This window comes from Salinivibrio sp. MA440 (genome assembly GCF_001996265.1).
GTDB classification, from domain to species: Bacteria; Pseudomonadota; Gammaproteobacteria; order Enterobacterales; family Vibrionaceae; genus Salinivibrio; species Salinivibrio costicola.
On sequence record NZ_MUFI01000046.1, the window covers coordinates 13,532 to 29,165 of the forward strand.

A 15,634-nucleotide genomic window follows, 5' to 3' on the forward strand; every position below is an offset into this window, starting at 1 on the left:
AAGGGATGAGCCGATATGGAGATATAATGGTCGAACGACTGTCTTGGAAGAAGCTAGCCTGGGAGCTGGCTTTTTTTTATTTACCTTGGCTCGTAGTAGGTGGATTGTTTGGCGGCCTACCTTGGTTATTACTCGGCGCCACTGTAGCGATGTTATTGTGGCACTTGCACCAGCAAATAAAGCTGTCTGACTGGTTATGGAAAGACAAAAGCTTAACGCCCCCATCCGGTACGGGATCGTGGGAGCCTTTATTTAATGGTATTTATCGCTTACAAAAGCGTAACCGCCGGCGTCGCAAAGAGCTTGCTAACTTAATTCGCCGTTTTCGTAACGGCGCGGAGTCTTTGCCCGATGCGGTGGTGGTATTTGAGCGCGATGGCGCCATTGTTTGGTGTAACAAACTCGCTCAGGAGCTACTTGGCTTGCGCATGCCGGATGATAATGGCCAGCATATTAGTAACTTGATCCGCGCACCGGAATTTGTCAGTTATATCGCCAATGCCAATTACGATACGGCGCTGGAAATGCGCTCTCATCTGAATAGCGCTCGCACACTCGAATTTCGGACCATGCCCTACGCGGAAGGCGAATATTTGATGGTAGTGCGTGATATCACACAGTTAAAGCAACTGGAAGGTATGCGACGTAATTTTTTCGCCAACGTTTCGCACGAGCTGCGCACACCAATGACGGTATTGCGTGGGTACTTAGAAATGACTGAAGATCCGGATATGGTTGTTGGACCCATGTGGCCAAAAGCACATGGTGTGATGACAGAGCAATTATCTCGGATGGAATCCTTGGTTGAGCAACTGCTTACGCTGTCTAAAATTGAAGCTGCAGCCAAACCCGATCTCGATCATCATGTTGATGTTCCCGCGATGCTCGATGTGCTGCAAAAAGAGGCTCAGGCATTAAGTGGTAACAGTGAGCATGTACTTACCTTTGACGTCGACACGGCGTTGAAAGTCCGCGGCAATGATGATCAGCTGCGCAGTGCGATCTCAAACCTTGTTTATAATGCGGTGAAACACACTCCCGCCCAGGCAGAGATCCAGGTGCGTTGGTATCGTTCTAAAAAAGGCCCGCGCTTAGAGGTTATCGACAGTGGTGAGGGCATTCCGCCACAACATTTAGACCGATTGACTGAGCGATTTTATCGTGTCGACAAAGCGCGATCGCGAGAAACCGGTGGCAGTGGGCTAGGGCTTGCGATAGTTAAACACGCGCTGAGCCACCATGATGCTGAACTGGATATTAAAAGCGAAGTCGGGATAGGTAGCACGTTTGCATTCACGTTGCCGGAGCGGCTCGCATGTTAAAACGCGTTATCTTGTTTGTTTGTCTCGTATGGAGTCTGGATGCGTTAAGCCAAACCCATCCTTTACCGGATTACCAACGTACCAGCGGCATATCCGGCAACTTAAGCTCTGTGGGCTCTGATACGCTCGGTAATCTTATGGCGGCGTGGACAGGCGGATTTAAGCGCTTGCATCCGGGCGTCAATGTGCAGTTGCAGACCCCTGGCTCGGCATCGGCGGCGCCCGCGCTGGTGGAGGGCACTGCGCAACTTGGGCCAATGAGCCGCGCGATGCGTGTCAGTGAGGAAAACGCCTTTCAAGCGCGGTTCGGTTACCCCCCAACCGCAGTCCCAGTTGCGATTGACGCGATGGCCGTCTATGTCCATCAAGACAATCCACTTCGTACTATCAGTTTTCAACAGCTTGACGCGCTCTTTTCCAGAACGCTGTGGTGCGGTGCGAGTGACCCTATTACAACCTGGGGGCAGCTGGGCTTAACCGGCCGCTGGCAGCATCGTGACTTACAGTTGTTTGGCCGAAATTCGGTCTCTGGCACCTATGGTTATTTTAAGCAATCAGCCCTGTGTCGCGGCGATTTTCGTGCCGATGTGAATGAGCAGCCCGGTTCGGCGTCGGTGGTACAGTCGGTGGCTTCTTCACTCCATGCTATCGGTTATGCAGGGATCGGTCATCAAGCCTCGGGCGCCCGTATGCTTGCGATTTCTCGTCATGGCGACAAAGCCGTTATCCCTAGTGACAGGGCGATTCGAGAAGGTAAGTACCCACTTACTCGACATCTCTATTTATATATCAACAAAGCGCCGCATCAACCGCTTGCGCCTTTAGATGCCGCATTTATGCGATATATTCTCTCTAAGCAAGGACAAAAAGCCGTCAGCCAGCAAGGATATATTCCATTGCCGGCAGAAACGGTACACGCACAGCGACAGGCGCTGGGATTGGATTAGTCGTTACAGGTCAACGCCCAGTTTACGGATTGCCAGTATTGTTTTTCGGCTTCAAGATCGGCGGCTAATAAGCGGTTATCTTGGAGCCACCTTGCAGGGAAATCGAGCTGCCATGTTCCTTTTTTATCCACATTCAGTGCGATATCAGGTAGTGGCTGGTCGTTACGTTGGGAGTGCAACACACAGGCTAAGCGTAATGCGCAAATTAGGGTTTCAATCAGTTTCGGCTTAAACAAAGTAAACTTGGGCATCTCACTGAGCTTTAGCGCCTTTCGGTGAAAGCGTGCCAATGTCGCGAGCACTGTCTGCTGCTCTTGATTAAAACCCGGCAAATTGGTGTGGTGCAAAATATAGGCTGAATGTTTGTGATAACCCGGATAGCCAATGCTCAGGCCAACTTCATGGAGCAGTGCTGCCCAGTTGAGCAATCCGGCGAGCTCGGACTTTTTACTGCCTTTATCCGGTTCTGCTTGCGCATAAAAGTGGGCCGCCGTTTGCTGTACACGTCGAGCATGACTCAGATCAATATTGTAGCGAGCCGCCATGTCATCTGTGGTGCGGCCGCGGATATCCGTACGCTGAAAACGATCTTCCATCTCATAGAGTAAACCTTCACGCAGTGCCCCGTCGGAAAAGCGCAGTGACTCGATGGCTAACGCATCAAATATCCCCGACAAGATAGCCACACCCGCAGCAAACACAGGTTGCCTATCGGCTGATAAGCCTGGCAAATTGATGCTCTCACTGGTTTTAAATGTCAGTAGCGTTTCAATCAAACTATCCAGGCGTTTGCGGGTGATAATGCCATCGTCGTCACCCAAGCCGATGATGACCTCACGAATCGCTTTCACCGTTCCTGAAGCCCCTAAAGCCACTTGCCAGCCTGCTTGGCGGTATTGGCTTGCGAGACTCTCTAGTTTTTGCCGAGTGGCGAGCTGAGCGGCCGCAAATTGCTTTGAGCTAATGGCCCCTTTGGGGAAAAACCGTTCATTATAGCTCACACAGCCCATGCGTTTGCTATTAACCAGCAGGGGGTCAAAGTTATCACCAATGACTAATTCTGTGCTGCCGCCACCAATATCGATGACGAGTTTGCGGCCGATATTTTGTTGGGTGTGTGACACGCCCATGTAAATCAAACGCGCTTCTTCCTCACCCGAAATAACTTCTATTGGGTAAGGGAAAACTTGATTCGCTCGCTGGATAAACGTCTCGATATTACGAGATTGGCGTAACGTGTGGGTCGCGGCAATGCGGACGTTATCCACGTCAATACCGTTGAGGCGCTCAGCGAACATGGCTAAACATTCCACGCCTCGATCAATCGCTTCATCGCTAAGACAATGGTGGCTGTCTAGCCCCGCAGCCAGACGAACGCGCTGTTTATGGCGGCTGACGATTTGAAGCCCTTCACCGACGACGCGTGCGACGACCATGTGGAAACTGTTGGAGCCGAGATCAACCGCAGCAATCTCGCGCGGTTTATCCTTTGACTGGGGGTGTGTCATGTTGCAACTTTTCCGCGTGTTTGAGTGCTTGGCGTTCTATGTGTTTGAGGTAATCATAGATCTCGACTTGTGAGCGGATCTTTTTCTTGTTACCGCGTTTAACATAGGCGTTAGACATGGCTTTGTCGATGACTCGTGCTTTGGCGCGATCGGCAAATTGAATTTCCAAGATTGCCATGATGCGATCTTTGAGTCTTGGATCGCGAATAGGTGCCCCCACTTCAATACGATTATCAATATTTCGGGTCATCCAATCGGCAGATGAAATATAGATATCACGTTCACCGCCATTTTCAAAGGCAAATACACGTGGATGCTCGAGAAAGCGGTCCACAATACTGATCGCCTTGATGTTTTGACTCACCCCTTTTACGCCCGGCACGAGCGAGCACATGCCGCGGACAATAATTCGAATTTTGACCCCTTCATTGCTGGCTTTGTATAAGAGATTAACTAAGCCTCTATCAACGAGGTTATTGACTTTAAGCGTAATGCCAGCTTTGCGTTTGGCGCGCGCATGTTCAATCTCGCGCTCGATCAATTTACACATTCGGCGGCGTGAGTTACGCGGCGACACAATCAGGTGGTTAAACTTTACTGGGCGATAAGGGTTCTCGATAAAGTCGAAAACTTTTCGGATCTCTGAGGTGAGTTGTTGATCGGCGGTAAAAAGCGCAAAGTCAGTATAGATTCGTGCCGTTTTTTCATGAAAGTTTCCGGTACCAATATGGCCATAATCGCGAAGTTCGCCATCTTCGCGGCGAGATATCAAGCACAGCTTGGAGTGAATTTTTAGCCCTGGCGTGCCGAATACCACTTTGACCCCTGCGTCGGTCAGTACCCGTGACCACTCGATATTGGCCTCTTCATCAAATCGTGCCTGAAGTTCAACCACCACAGTGACGCGCTTACCGTTATTGGCAGCATCAATCATTGAATTGATAATCCGCGAGTTCTTTGCCACGCGATACACGTTGATCCGAATGCTACGCACTTTAGGGTCAAACGATGCTTGTCGCACCAGTTCGGTCATATGCCGAAAGGTATGATAGGGGTAGTACAGCAGTATGTCGCGTTCACGTATGGCCCGAAACGCATTGTTTTGCAATTGAAAATCGGCACTCTCGAAAGGCGGAAGCGGTGCGTTTTCTAGATACTGGCGTCCCACATTGGGAAAGCCGATAAAATCACGAAAGTTATGATAGCGCGCCCCGGGTAGCACACTGTCGTAATCAGAAATCTTTAAAACTTGGATGAGTTTGTTCACCATTTCAGGTGGCATATCACGCTGATACACAAACCGAACAGGCAGGGCGGTTAAGCGTTGGTCCAAGCTTTCTGACATATTTTCGAGCAGGCTATGTTCTACTTCGTTGGTCAAATCGTATTCGGCGTCACGCGTCATTTTCATCGCATAAGCGTCGACGGTATCGTAATCGAACAAACCACTGAAAATCTGATCAACACAGAGTCGAATAATATTGTCCAATAAGATAATGGTTTTGCGCTGCCGCTTTCCTTTAGGCTCAGGTACTTTGACGAACCGGTCCAGATCGTCGGTTGGGATCTCAATTAATGCATATTTTGGCTCTTCACCGGCTTTTTTTAGCTCGACTGCTAAATAGGAATAAGCGTCTTTTAAAAAGCTTAAAACATCGACATCTTTATTGAGCATGATCGGTGTAATGTAAGGCAAGATATTGCTACGAAAATAGCGTTTAAGCCATTGGGCTTGATGCTCCGACAGTTGTCGTTCATTCACCAAAAAGATATTGCGGCGTGCCATTTCAAGCAAAATATCATTATATAGATGGTCGAAATCTTGATTGAGCTTGACCACTTTCGCTTGAATTTTACTGAGTAACTCCTTGGCATGACTATCGACTCCGCGCTCTTCATCAATAATGATACGGCGTTTCACATCGGCAAACCGTACTTGATAAAATTCATCAAGATTGGATGAAAAAATACCTAAAAAGCGAACCCGTTCGATAATCGGCACGCTTTTGTCCGCAGCTTCCTGCAGTACGCGCTCGTTAAAGGAGAGCCAGCTCAGTTCTTTGTCGACATGATGGGAGTCTAAAGTCATAGCGTGTGAGAAAATCCTGTTCTACTGAATAAGATGGCTGTCAAGCAAGACCGCTAAAGCGTCAGACAGCCTTTCAAGGGCTTTGTACAATACGCTGATGTTGGCTGCACTTTGTAGGAACGTATCCAGTGTGTTGATACGTGAAAACAAAATGCATCATGCGTGATCCTTAAGACGATTGTTTAAACAATTATTGAGGTCGTTCAGGGTGTTGTCTATGCTTCACAGCAGTAAACTCACGAAAGTGTGCCCAATATCAACTTGGGCCAGCCTAAAGTCCGTTTGTTGCATATTTATTGCGTACCGCTCAGCAACGCACCGTCCCGGTGTCGAGGCGTTAGCCCGCAAGCGGCAGTATGATTAGCCATCATCCACTTTTTTTATATGGATAATCATAGCGGGCCGATTTGTCACAAAATTGTCATTGTAATGAAATACAATCAAGAGCTTGATTAAAATAAGAGGCGCAAATGACCCACTCCTCACCATCACTTTCTGACACCAAACGTGCGCGACGTTTAAAAGATAAACTGACGCGTCAAACAGTGCGCTTTGGTGGTGTGATGGTATTAGTGACCTTGTTGCTGCTGTTTTTTTATCTTTTAACTGTCGTGATTCCGCTATTTCATCAAGCCAGTGTGACGTTAAGTGAACGCTTTTCTGTCTCTTCACCTGGAGCGCCACGGTTTGTTGGCGCTGATAATCGTAATCAACTCGTTTATAGCTTGGATGAGACAGGCGTCTTGACGGTAGCGCGTCGTCCTCGTCAGTCATCGATGCCTCAACAGCCTCAACAGCCTCAACAGCCTCAAGAGAAGACAACTTTCCCGCAGGCTGAAACTGTCTTACAACGCGCGCTATCGACCCTCAGTGATCCTGCGATGAGTTGGGCTCAAGCAACGGCGCCTTTTATCGCAGTGGAAAATGCTCCCGGTGAAGTGGGCGTTTGGCAATTACGCTTTGGCAACGATGACCAAGCCAGTGATGCGGTGATCCCGCAGTTATCGCGTATATCTGCGTTTGGTGGACCCGTAACGGTGGATGCGAATAGACAGCCGCTGGATAAGATTGCCCTGGCGATACCGGATAGCTTGCATGGCCAGCCGATAGCGCCTGTGTTGGCGGCTGTGACTGCCGATAATCAATTGATGATCTACCGCGGCCAGCATAAAACATCATTCCCTTTGAGTGCGCCAGTCAATCAGTTGGCATTGTCGGGCGATGGACAACGGTTACTTATCCGTCAGCATCATACTTTATCGGTTTGGCAGGTTAATAATGACATGCCCATTAAGCGCGAACGCCTAGACCTCACTCATGTGAACGATAGCTCGGTGGTTAATATGACGCTGCTAGCGGGGGGACGCTCGTTAATATTGCAGCATCAAAATGGTGACTTGACGCAATGGTTTGATGTCCTCAAAAGTGGTGAGCCGTCATTGACCAACGTGCGTACGTTTTCGCCCGGTGCTGGGGCAAAAATAATAGCGCCAGAGTTACATCGTAAAAGCGTGGCCACCGTGGATGATACTGGGCAGCTGAGCTTGGTACATGTGACCAGTGAAAAACAGCGGCATTTTGATAAACGGTTTACCTCGGTCCCGGAGGCGCTGGCATTTGCTCCTCGCGCCAACGCCTTGATGGCGGTGACACAAAATCAGTGGCAGTGGTTGGCGGTGGATAATCCTCATCCTGAAGTCAGTCTCCATTCTTTATGGCAAAAAGTGTGGTACGAGGGATACTCATCGCCGCAATATGTGTGGCAGTCGACATCGGCCGACGATAGCTTTGAAGCAAAGTTGAGTGTGGTGCCGGTGATCTTTGGCACACTAAAAGTGGCCGTGGTTGCCTTACTGTTCGCGGTGCCAATGGCCATTGGTGCGGCTATTTATACGGCTTACTTTATGTCATCAGGGTTGAGGCGATGGGTCAAACCGACGGTTGAGACGATTGAAGCATTACCTACGGTGATCATTGGCTTTTTAGCCGGCTTATGGCTTGCCCCTTGGGTTGAAGCACATATTGCTAGCGTCTTTATGTTGTTGATCCTAATCCCGTTTGTGTTGCTGGGGTTGAGCGCCTGTTGGCGAATGATCCCCCGCTATGCTCGCCGTCGCTTGCCGGACAACGCCCAAATACTGGTGATTATCCCGGTGTTGCTGTTAGTGGGGACAATGGCCGTGTCTTTAGGACCTTGGATTGAGCAGATTTGGCTGGGAGGCGATGCTCGTCAATTCATTACCCACGAGCTAGGCATTGGTTATGATCAACGTAATGCCTTAGTGGTTGGGATCGCGATGGGCTTTGCTGTGGTTCCCACCATATTTTCGATTGCTGAAGATGCGATTTTTTCGGTTCCGCCACATCTAAAGCAAGGTGCGTTAGCACTGGGGGCAACGCATTGGCAAACATTGATGCGGGTTGTGTTGCTCACCGCTAGCCCAGGGATATTCTCGGCGGTGATGATGGGATTAGGTCGCGCGGTGGGTGAAACCATGATTGTGTTGATGGCCACAGGGAATACACCGATTATGGATTGGAACCTGCTCGAAGGGCTTCGGACCTTGTCGGCCAATATTGCGATCGAGATGCCAGAGTCCGAAGTGGGGAGCTCGCATTATCGTGTGTTGTTTTTAACCGCGTTTATTTTGTTTGTTTTCACCTTTGTCTTTAATACGTTGGCTGAACTTGTTCGTCAGCGTTTACGCGACAAATACAGTCACCTTTAATTGAGATGAGAGTGCGCATGCGTCCATGGATAAAATCTGGCACGCCTTGGGTCTGGATGACGGCAGGGATGGTTAGCGTCAGTCTTATTGCCATTCTCGGTGTCTTACTCTTGCTCGGTGTTCGTGGCTTAGGCTATTTTTGGCCCACACCGGTGACCAGTTTTGAGTTACAGACGGAACAGGGCGTAGAAACTGTCGTTGGTCAGATTTATCGAACCGATGAGGTTGATGCGACTCAGCTTATCGACGCCGGTGTTCGCTTACCCGCATACCGGCAATCCGCGTATCAGCGCTTGGTGGTTAAAATTGGCAACCGTGAACGAGAAGGGCTCGACTTTCGTCAGTTACTTGCGTTTCAGATAAAAAGCCAACACACGCCGATTGAGATGGCGATGATTGAGCGAAGCGAGAACGGTGTCTTTTATGGCAAGCCAACAGCGTATATTGATCAAAGCGGTACACGTCATGGATTAGTGATTTCTGCGCTGCGTCAGCAACTGGCGGATTTGGCGGCGCGTCGTGATGCGATCAATAAAATTGAACAAGTCCATCTGGCAGGGGTGAATTATCAGCTCGAACAGTTGCGATTAGAGGAAAAATCTCGCGAACTTGAGGGGGCGTTGGACAAGCGCGCCCAATCGCAGATTGCATCCCGCCGCACACAGTTGCTCACTCAGTATCAACAACTGGAGCAAAAGCTCGCACAGTTGCGGGATAAACAGAAAACAGGGCAACTGGTTGTCGAAGATAGCCATGGTGATGAGGTCGCATTGCCGCTCGAGAATGTGCTAAATATTTGGTACCCCAACGCGATGAGCGGCGTCGATAAGCTGACATTTTGGGGGCACCAAGTGGCGGCTTTTCTATCTGAATCACCGCGTGACAGTAATGCCGCAGGTGGGGTTTTTCCGGCGATTTTTGGCACCGTTTTTCTGGTCTTGTTAATGGCAGTGATTGTTACCCCTTTGGGCGTGGTCGCGGCGATTTATCTGCATGAATATGCGCCTAAAACGGCGTTCACTCGGTTGATTCGGATTGCGGTAGTTAACCTCGCTGGGGTGCCATCCATTGTTTATGGTGTGTTTGGTTTAGGCTTTTTTGTCTACTTCATTGGTGGCACCATTGACGATATCTTTTATCAAGCGGCGCAACCCGCGCCTGTGTTTGGTACGCCAGGCATTCTGTGGTCAGCGTTAACGTTGGCGATCTTAACCTTACCGGTCGTGATAGTCTCAACAGAAGAAGGGCTAGCGCGTATTCCTACAAGCGTCCGTCATGGTGCCTTTGCCTTGGGCGCGACCCAATCTGAAATGCTATGGCGAGTCGTCTTACCGATGGCAAGCCCGGCGATGATGACGGGGTTAATTTTAGCGGTTGCCCGTGCCGCCGGTGAAGTGGCGCCTTTAATGTTGGTTGGGGTGGTGAAAGTGGCGCCTTCTCTGCCGGTTGATGGCAACTTTCCTTTCTTACACTTAGAACGGAAGTTTATGCATCTCGGCTACCATATTTATGATGTGGGCTTTCAAAGTGCGCATATCGAGACTGCGCGACCTTTGGTGTATGCGACGTCGTTTTTACTCGTGTCTGTGATCGTGGCACTGAACTTATCCGCGATCGGTATCCGTCATTATTTGCGTGAAAAATATCGCGCATTAGAACTGTAACGATAAGGATCCTGCTCGATGTTTTCGATAAACCCGCCTATAGGCGCCACGCCGAGCTTAGATTTGGGAAACTTACCGAACGAGCAAACGGCGTTAGCTATTCGGGATTTGAATCTTTATTACGGGGCGACTCAAGCACTGTTTGATATCAGTATGCGTATCCCGAAGGGCAAGGTCACAGCGTTTATTGGTCCTTCTGGATGTGGGAAGTCGACCTTACTGCGTTGCATTAACCGCATGAATGATTTGGTGGATGGGTGTCGCGTGCGGGGCGAAGTCACCTTACATGGGCAAAACATCTATCACCGCGAAGTTGATGTGCCTGCGTTACGCCGTCAAGTCGGTATGGTATTTCAGCGTCCTAATCCGTTTCCGAAATCCGTTTATGAAAATGTCGTTTTTGGATTGCGGCTGCAAGGCATTCATGATCCCCGAACCTTAGATGATGCGGTGGAGCGTTCACTGCGAGGTGCGGCGCTGTGGGGTGAGGTAAAAGATCGTCTTAACGATAATGCGTTTGGTCTTTCAAGTGGACAGCAGCAGCGGTTGGTGATCGCCCGAGCAATCGCGATTGAGCCAGAAGTGTTATTGCTGGATGAGCCCTCTTCGGCGCTGGATCCTATCTCAACACTGACGATTGAAGAGTTGATCAACGATCTTAAAAAACAATACACAGTGGTGATTGTTACCCATAATATGCAGCAGGCGGCACGGGTGTCAGACCAAACTGCCTTTATTAATATGGGCCGCTTGGTAGAGTACGCGGATACTGACACCTTGTTTACCACACCAAAAAATAAACAGACGGAAGATTACATCACCGGTCGCTACGGATAAGGAGCAGGCCTTGGATAATTACAATATTAGCCGCCATATTTCTGGCCAATTTAATGCTGAGTTAGAAGCGATTCGCACTCACGTCCTAGCGATGGGGGGGCTGGTGGAGCGTCAGCTCACCGATGCTCTTCGTGCCATGCACAATCAAGATGAAGAGCTAGCGCGCCATGTGATTCGTGAAGATCACAAAGTCAATGGCATGGAAGTCGCCATTGACGAGGCCTGCACACGGATTATTGCTAAGCGCCAACCGACGGCAAGCGATCTGCGCCTGGTGATGGCAATCATTAAAACCATCACGGATCTAGAGCGTATTGGCGATGTGGCTGATAGCATCGCGAAAATGGCATTGGACAATGCCAGCCATTCTCAGCAACCTTTTTTGGTTTCTCTAGAGGCATTGGGTCAGCGTGCTGCCAAAATGCTGCATGACGTACTGGATGCGTTTGCGCGGATGGATATTGATGCGGCCATGAAAGTCTACCGTAAAGACGATTCTCTCGATCGTGAGTATGAGGGAATTTTGCGTCAGTTAATGACCTATATGATGGAAGATCCTCGTTCTATCCCTAATGTGCTAAAAGTGATGTGGTCAGCGCGTGCGATCGAGCGCGTGGGCGATCGCTGCCAGAATATTTGTGAGTACATCATCTATTTTGTAAAAGGGAAAGATGTTCGTCACATTCAAAAAGAGGAGCTCGAAAAGCTCCTCAAATAGGCGTTTAGTCGTTATCGATCCACTCACTGACCTTATCAGGGACAAAACTTTGGTCATGAAGCGGCATGCGCACATAGCCCTCTTTGCTGATCTCGGGAAGAATAACGTCTGGGTATTCAATCTCTTGATAGGGGATCTGGGATAGAAGATGCGCGATACAATTAAGTCGCGCATGCTTTTTATTATCAGCTTCCACTACCCACCATGGACTTTCCTTGGTGTCGGTATAAGCAAACATGCGATCTTTCGCCTCACTGTATTGCACCCAGCGGCTGCGTGATTCCAAATCCATGGGACTAAATTTCCAGCGTTTTATTGGCGTGTTTATTCGCTCGGCAAAACGCTTTTCTTGTTCTTCGTCGGAGACGGAAAACCAGTATTTGAGCAAAATAATCCCCGAGCGGATCAGCATTCGCTCAAATTCAGGGCAAGTGCGGAAAAACTCTTCATATTCTTCCTCGGTACAAAACCCCATGACACGTTCTACACCGGCTCGGTTGTACCAACTGCGGTCGAATAAAACTATCTCTCCACTCGCTGGAAGGTGTTCGATATAGCGTTGAAAATACCACTGTGTGCGCTCGCGTTCCGTCGGTTTATCTAGTGCAACCACACGGCACACGCGTGGGTTGAGTTTTTCGGTAATCCGTTTTATCACCCCACCTTTACCGGCGGCATCTCGCCCTTCAAAGATCACCACGACTTTCAGCTGTTTGTGTTTTACCCACTCTTGTAATTTGACTAGCTCGGTTTGCAACTCAAGTAATTTTTTTTCGTAGTGTTTTTTGCTGATTTTAAGGGGCTTTTTATCCGACAAAGCAGCACTCCTTTTGTGAAAAACATCATTTCAAGTTAGGAAACTCAACGGTGAGATGCAATATCCTTATCTCTAGGACACAAGCTTCTCGACAAAAAGGTTTGGTCAATCACAGTATGATGAGAGCGGCTGGCGTATTGCATTTAACTGAATCGAGCGACTGCCTGCTTTACCGCCCTGACTTGCATGGGATCAGTGATGGGGTAACCGATCTTTTCACCTTCACCCATCGTCGCCATCGCATGAGTGTGGGCGGCGCTTGCTTGTGTGGTACGCGCGGACAGGTGGATATCTCGTGCGCCGGTATGAGCGATGATTTCTGCGGCATTATGCGCTGTGATCCCGGCACCTGGCATGATCCGAAGCGGCGTATGACGGACGTAATCGACCCAGGCTTTTAGTGTTTCTTTGCCTTGCTCGGCATGGTTGGCACCACCTGAGGTCAGAATACGTTCCACGGCAGGTCGCGCGATAAGGGCGTCTAACGCTGCCATTGGCTCGGTGCAATGATCAAACGCCCGATGGAACGTCACCCCCATACCTCGGGCTTCGGCCAGCATGGCATCGAGTAACGTTAAGTCTACTGTCCCATCTGGGCGTAAGGCGCCAATCACCACGCCATGACAGCCAGTTTTGCGGGCAGTGGCAATATCTTTAAGCATCACTTCAGCTTCATCATGGCTATAAACAAAGTCCCCTTCTCGTGGACGTATAATCGCGTAAATAGGCACGCGAGCTTGTTGCATCGCTTGATTCAGGGTGCCCATACTTGGCGTGAGGCCACCGAGCTTGAGTGAAGCACAAAGCTCGATACGGTCTGCGCCCGCTTGCTGAGCAATCGATAAAGATTGGATACTATCAATACATACTTCGACGGTGACGGTCATAGGTGCTCCTTGTTTGAACGGTCTAGCATAACCGTGACCAGAGCAAGCGTCATGAACAAATCAGACAAGGTGTGACATGTAGAGAAACGGGAGGGAAGGAAGGTGTTGCGAGACAATAAAAAAAGGGCCCGGTTTAACCGGGCCTCATTATACTGTTACATTGCTTAGTATGGGCACATTGCTCAGTGCGGGGCACGTAACCTTATTACAGGTCGTCAGTGTGCTCAGACAGATACGCGGCAACACCTTCAGGTGACTCAGCCATACCTGCTTTACCTTCTTCCCACTGTGCAGGACAAACTTCGCCATTTTTCTGGTGGAAGTTCAATGCATCAACCATACGTAGCATCTCGTCAATGTTACGGCCTAGTGGCAGGTCGTTAACGACTTGATGGCGAACAACACCGTCTTCGTCGATCAAGAATGAACCACGGAATGCAACGCCCGCTTCTGGGTGTTCAACATCGTATGCTTTACAAATTTCGTGCTTCACATCAGCAACCAGTGGGTATTTCACTGCACCGATACCGCCATCATCGATAGCTGTCTTACGCCATGCGTTGTGTGAGAACTGAGAGTCGATAGACACACCGATTACCTCAACACCTTTAGCTTGGAAATCGCTCAGGCGCTTATCGAATGCGATCAGCTCTGATGGGCACACGAAAGTGAAGTCGAGTGGGTAGAAAAAGACAACTGCTTTTTTGCCTTTGGTGAACTCTTTCAGGTTGAAGTTATCAACGATTTCGCCATTACCTAGTACGGCAGCGGCAGTAAAATCTGGTGCTTGACGACCTACGAGTACCATATCTCAGCTCCTATTTAATTGTTGTCCTGATAATCAGGTTCCTATATAAGCGAGACAAACTATAGCTAACTTGTTAGATTGAAAAAAGTGGAATTAATAGATTGTTATAATCGGAAAATACGATTGTTTAAAATATGACGTTATGAACAAATATCCTTCATTAAAGCAGCTACACTATTTGGTTACCCTGTCAGAAACGCGTCACTTTGGTGAGGCGGCGAAATTATGCTTTGTCAGCCAGTCGACACTGAGCGCAGGGATTCAAAATCTAGAAGAGTTGATTGGAGCGCAGCTGATTGAGCGTGACAATAAAACCTTAGTCCTCACCGGCATGGGTGAAGAGGTGGTACGCCGAAGCCGGGAGATTCTCGCCCGTAGCCAAGATCTTATGGAGCTAACGCAAGTTAAGTCTGATCCTATGCATGGTAAGGTGCGTTTAGGGTGTATTCCGACCATTGCACCTTTTTTACTATGTGATGTGGTCAAGCAAGTCAATCAACACTATCCAAATTTAGATTTACTGCTGCGCGAGGATACTACCGCCAATTTACTCACGGCGCTTAAACATGGCGAAATGGACATATTGATCCTTGCACTCCCCATGGATATTGGCACCATGACGCGTCGAATTGTTGGCCGCGATCCCTTTAAAATGGTCATGAGCGGCAAACAAGCAGCACAGCTTACATTGCCCGTTGATTATGAATCCCTCCCCGATGAGTCTGTCTTTTTATTAGAGCGTGAACACTGTCTCACCGACCATGCTGTCTCTGCCTGTCAGATGACTGCCTCGCAGAAGATTAATCCTTTTATGGCGACCAGTTTACATACCTTGGTGCAAATGGTGGCCAACGGCAATGGTGTGACCTTTATACCGCAAATGGCGATTGATCATGGTTTAATTGCTAATTTAGATGTGCATCTAGAAACCCCACCAGGAAAAGCAGCCTATCGTGATATCGGCATGGTATGGCGGCCATCTTCCAGTCGATTAGAGACCTTTAATAATCTCGCTGATCTGGTGACAGGACTGCTTTCCCCAACAGGTAAAGACATATTGACCGAAAATCAGTGATAAATTCTACATTAAAGGTAAAAAATTAGTTTTATATTCTGTTTGAGTGTCATAAAAACCGCGATGCCGACGTTGGATTATTATCACGAAAAAAAGCGGCACGCCTGAGTGCTGCTTTTATTTTTACAGCTAATATTATGATTTTAAATAAAAAAACAACTTTTCTGTTCAGTTGCTAGTGGCTTGTTGTGTAACTTAATTACGTAAGTGGTTACACTTAAGTGACAAAAATA

Annotated in this window: 12 protein-coding genes; 7 read left to right on the plus strand and 5 right to left on the minus strand. The window is 48.8% G+C overall.

Annotated elements, in window-relative coordinates; genetic code table 11:
- Positions 1-26 precede the first annotated feature (26 nt).
- Positions 27-1,322, plus strand: coding sequence for a phosphate regulon sensor histidine kinase PhoR (gene phoR, locus BZG80_RS13065; RefSeq protein WP_021022895.1), 1,296 nt, complete (start codon positions 27-29; stop codon positions 1,320-1,322).
- Positions 1,316-2,269 carry a PstS family phosphate ABC transporter substrate-binding protein gene (locus BZG80_RS13070; protein ID WP_021022896.1) on the plus strand — a complete coding sequence of 318 codons (954 nt, stop codon included), beginning with the start codon at positions 1,316-1,318 and terminating at the stop codon, positions 2,267-2,269. Before phoR ends, BZG80_RS13070 begins: the two co-directional genes overlap by 7 nt.
- Here BZG80_RS13070 and ppx read toward each other — a convergent pair.
- On the minus strand, positions 2,266-3,777 hold the full coding sequence (ppx, locus tag BZG80_RS13075) for an exopolyphosphatase (RefSeq protein ID WP_077669521.1): 1,512 nt from the start codon (positions 3,775-3,777) through the stop codon (positions 2,266-2,268). The two genes, BZG80_RS13070 and ppx, sit on opposite strands and share 4 nt — an antisense overlap.
- Positions 3,752-5,866: a polyphosphate kinase 1 gene (gene ppk1 / locus BZG80_RS13080; RefSeq protein WP_077460253.1), complete on the minus strand. Its 2,115-nt coding sequence runs from the start codon at positions 5,864-5,866 to the stop codon at positions 3,752-3,754. Before ppk1 ends, ppx begins: the two co-directional genes overlap by 26 nt.
- A 470-nt stretch (positions 5,867-6,336) precedes the next feature.
- On the opposite strand from ppk1, the gene BZG80_RS13085 reads away from it, so the two are divergent.
- The 4 genes from BZG80_RS13085 to phoU are packed head-to-tail and all read left to right on the plus strand — an operon-like array spanning position 6,337 to position 11,814.
- On the plus strand, positions 6,337-8,595 hold the full coding sequence (locus BZG80_RS13085) for an ABC transporter permease subunit (RefSeq protein ID WP_077679550.1): 2,259 nt from the start codon (positions 6,337-6,339) through the stop codon (positions 8,593-8,595).
- Positions 8,596-8,612: 17 nt separating this feature from the next.
- Positions 8,613-10,259 (plus strand): phosphate ABC transporter permease PstA, encoded by a 1,647-nt coding sequence (gene pstA / locus BZG80_RS13090; RefSeq protein WP_077679551.1) that lies wholly within the window; start codon positions 8,613-8,615, stop codon positions 10,257-10,259.
- Between the two features lie 18 nt (positions 10,260-10,277).
- Positions 10,278-11,096, plus strand: coding sequence for a phosphate ABC transporter ATP-binding protein PstB (pstB, locus tag BZG80_RS13095; RefSeq protein ID WP_021022901.1), 819 nt, complete (start codon positions 10,278-10,280; stop codon positions 11,094-11,096).
- A gap of 10 nt (positions 11,097-11,106) precedes the next feature.
- On the plus strand, positions 11,107-11,814 hold the full coding sequence (phoU, locus tag BZG80_RS13100) for a phosphate signaling complex protein PhoU (RefSeq protein ID WP_021022902.1): 708 nt from the start codon (positions 11,107-11,109) through the stop codon (positions 11,812-11,814).
- A 4-nt stretch (positions 11,815-11,818) separates the two neighbouring features.
- Here phoU and ppk2 read toward each other — a convergent pair whose 3' ends face one another.
- The 3 genes from ppk2 to BZG80_RS13115 form a co-directional block, all read right to left on the minus strand.
- Positions 11,819-12,631 (minus strand): polyphosphate kinase 2, encoded by an 813-nt coding sequence (ppk2, locus tag BZG80_RS13105; protein ID WP_077677725.1) that lies wholly within the window; start codon positions 12,629-12,631, stop codon positions 11,819-11,821.
- A gap of 143 nt (positions 12,632-12,774) precedes the next feature.
- The gene (locus BZG80_RS13110; RefSeq protein WP_077460257.1) at positions 12,775-13,518 is read right to left on the minus strand and encodes a copper homeostasis protein CutC; all 744 of its coding nucleotides are present in this window, start codon (positions 13,516-13,518) and stop codon (positions 12,775-12,777) included.
- A 205-nt stretch (positions 13,519-13,723) separates the two neighbouring features.
- A complete protein-coding gene (locus BZG80_RS13115; RefSeq protein WP_021022905.1) occupies positions 13,724-14,326 on the minus strand; it encodes a peroxiredoxin C in 603 nt (200 codons plus the stop codon).
- Positions 14,327-14,468: 142 nt separating this feature from the next.
- Between BZG80_RS13115 and BZG80_RS13120 the strand changes: the two genes are divergently transcribed.
- Entirely contained in the window at positions 14,469-15,401 is a 933-nt protein-coding gene (locus BZG80_RS13120) for a hydrogen peroxide-inducible genes activator (protein WP_077677727.1), read from the plus strand.
- Positions 15,402-15,634 lie beyond the last annotated feature (233 nt).

Excerpts from the sequence above, each read along its gene's own strand:
- phoR (WP_021022895.1), top strand. The coding sequence starts at position 27 with ATGGTCGAACGACTGTCTTGGAAGAAGCTAGCCTGGGAGCTGGCTTTT.
- BZG80_RS13070 (WP_021022896.1), top strand. The coding sequence starts at position 1,316 with ATGTTAAAACGCGTTATCTTGTTTGTTTGTCTCGTATGGAGTCTGGAT.
- ppx (WP_077669521.1), bottom strand. The coding sequence starts at position 3,777 with ATGACACACCCCCAGTCAAAGGATAAACCGCGCGAGATTGCTGCGGTT.
- ppk1 (WP_077460253.1), bottom strand. The coding sequence starts at position 5,866 with ATGACTTTAGACTCCCATCATGTCGACAAAGAACTGAGCTGGCTCTCC.
- BZG80_RS13085 (WP_077679550.1), top strand. The coding sequence starts at position 6,337 with ATGACCCACTCCTCACCATCACTTTCTGACACCAAACGTGCGCGACGT.
- pstA (WP_077679551.1), top strand. The coding sequence starts at position 8,613 with ATGCGTCCATGGATAAAATCTGGCACGCCTTGGGTCTGGATGACGGCA.
- pstB (WP_021022901.1), top strand. The coding sequence starts at position 10,278 with ATGTTTTCGATAAACCCGCCTATAGGCGCCACGCCGAGCTTAGATTTG.
- BZG80_RS13110 (WP_077460257.1), bottom strand. The coding sequence starts at position 13,518 with ATGACCGTCACCGTCGAAGTATGTATTGATAGTATCCAATCTTTATCG.
- BZG80_RS13115 (WP_021022905.1), bottom strand. The coding sequence starts at position 14,326 with ATGGTACTCGTAGGTCGTCAAGCACCAGATTTTACTGCCGCTGCCGTA.
- BZG80_RS13120 (WP_077677727.1), top strand. The coding sequence starts at position 14,469 with ATGAACAAATATCCTTCATTAAAGCAGCTACACTATTTGGTTACCCTG.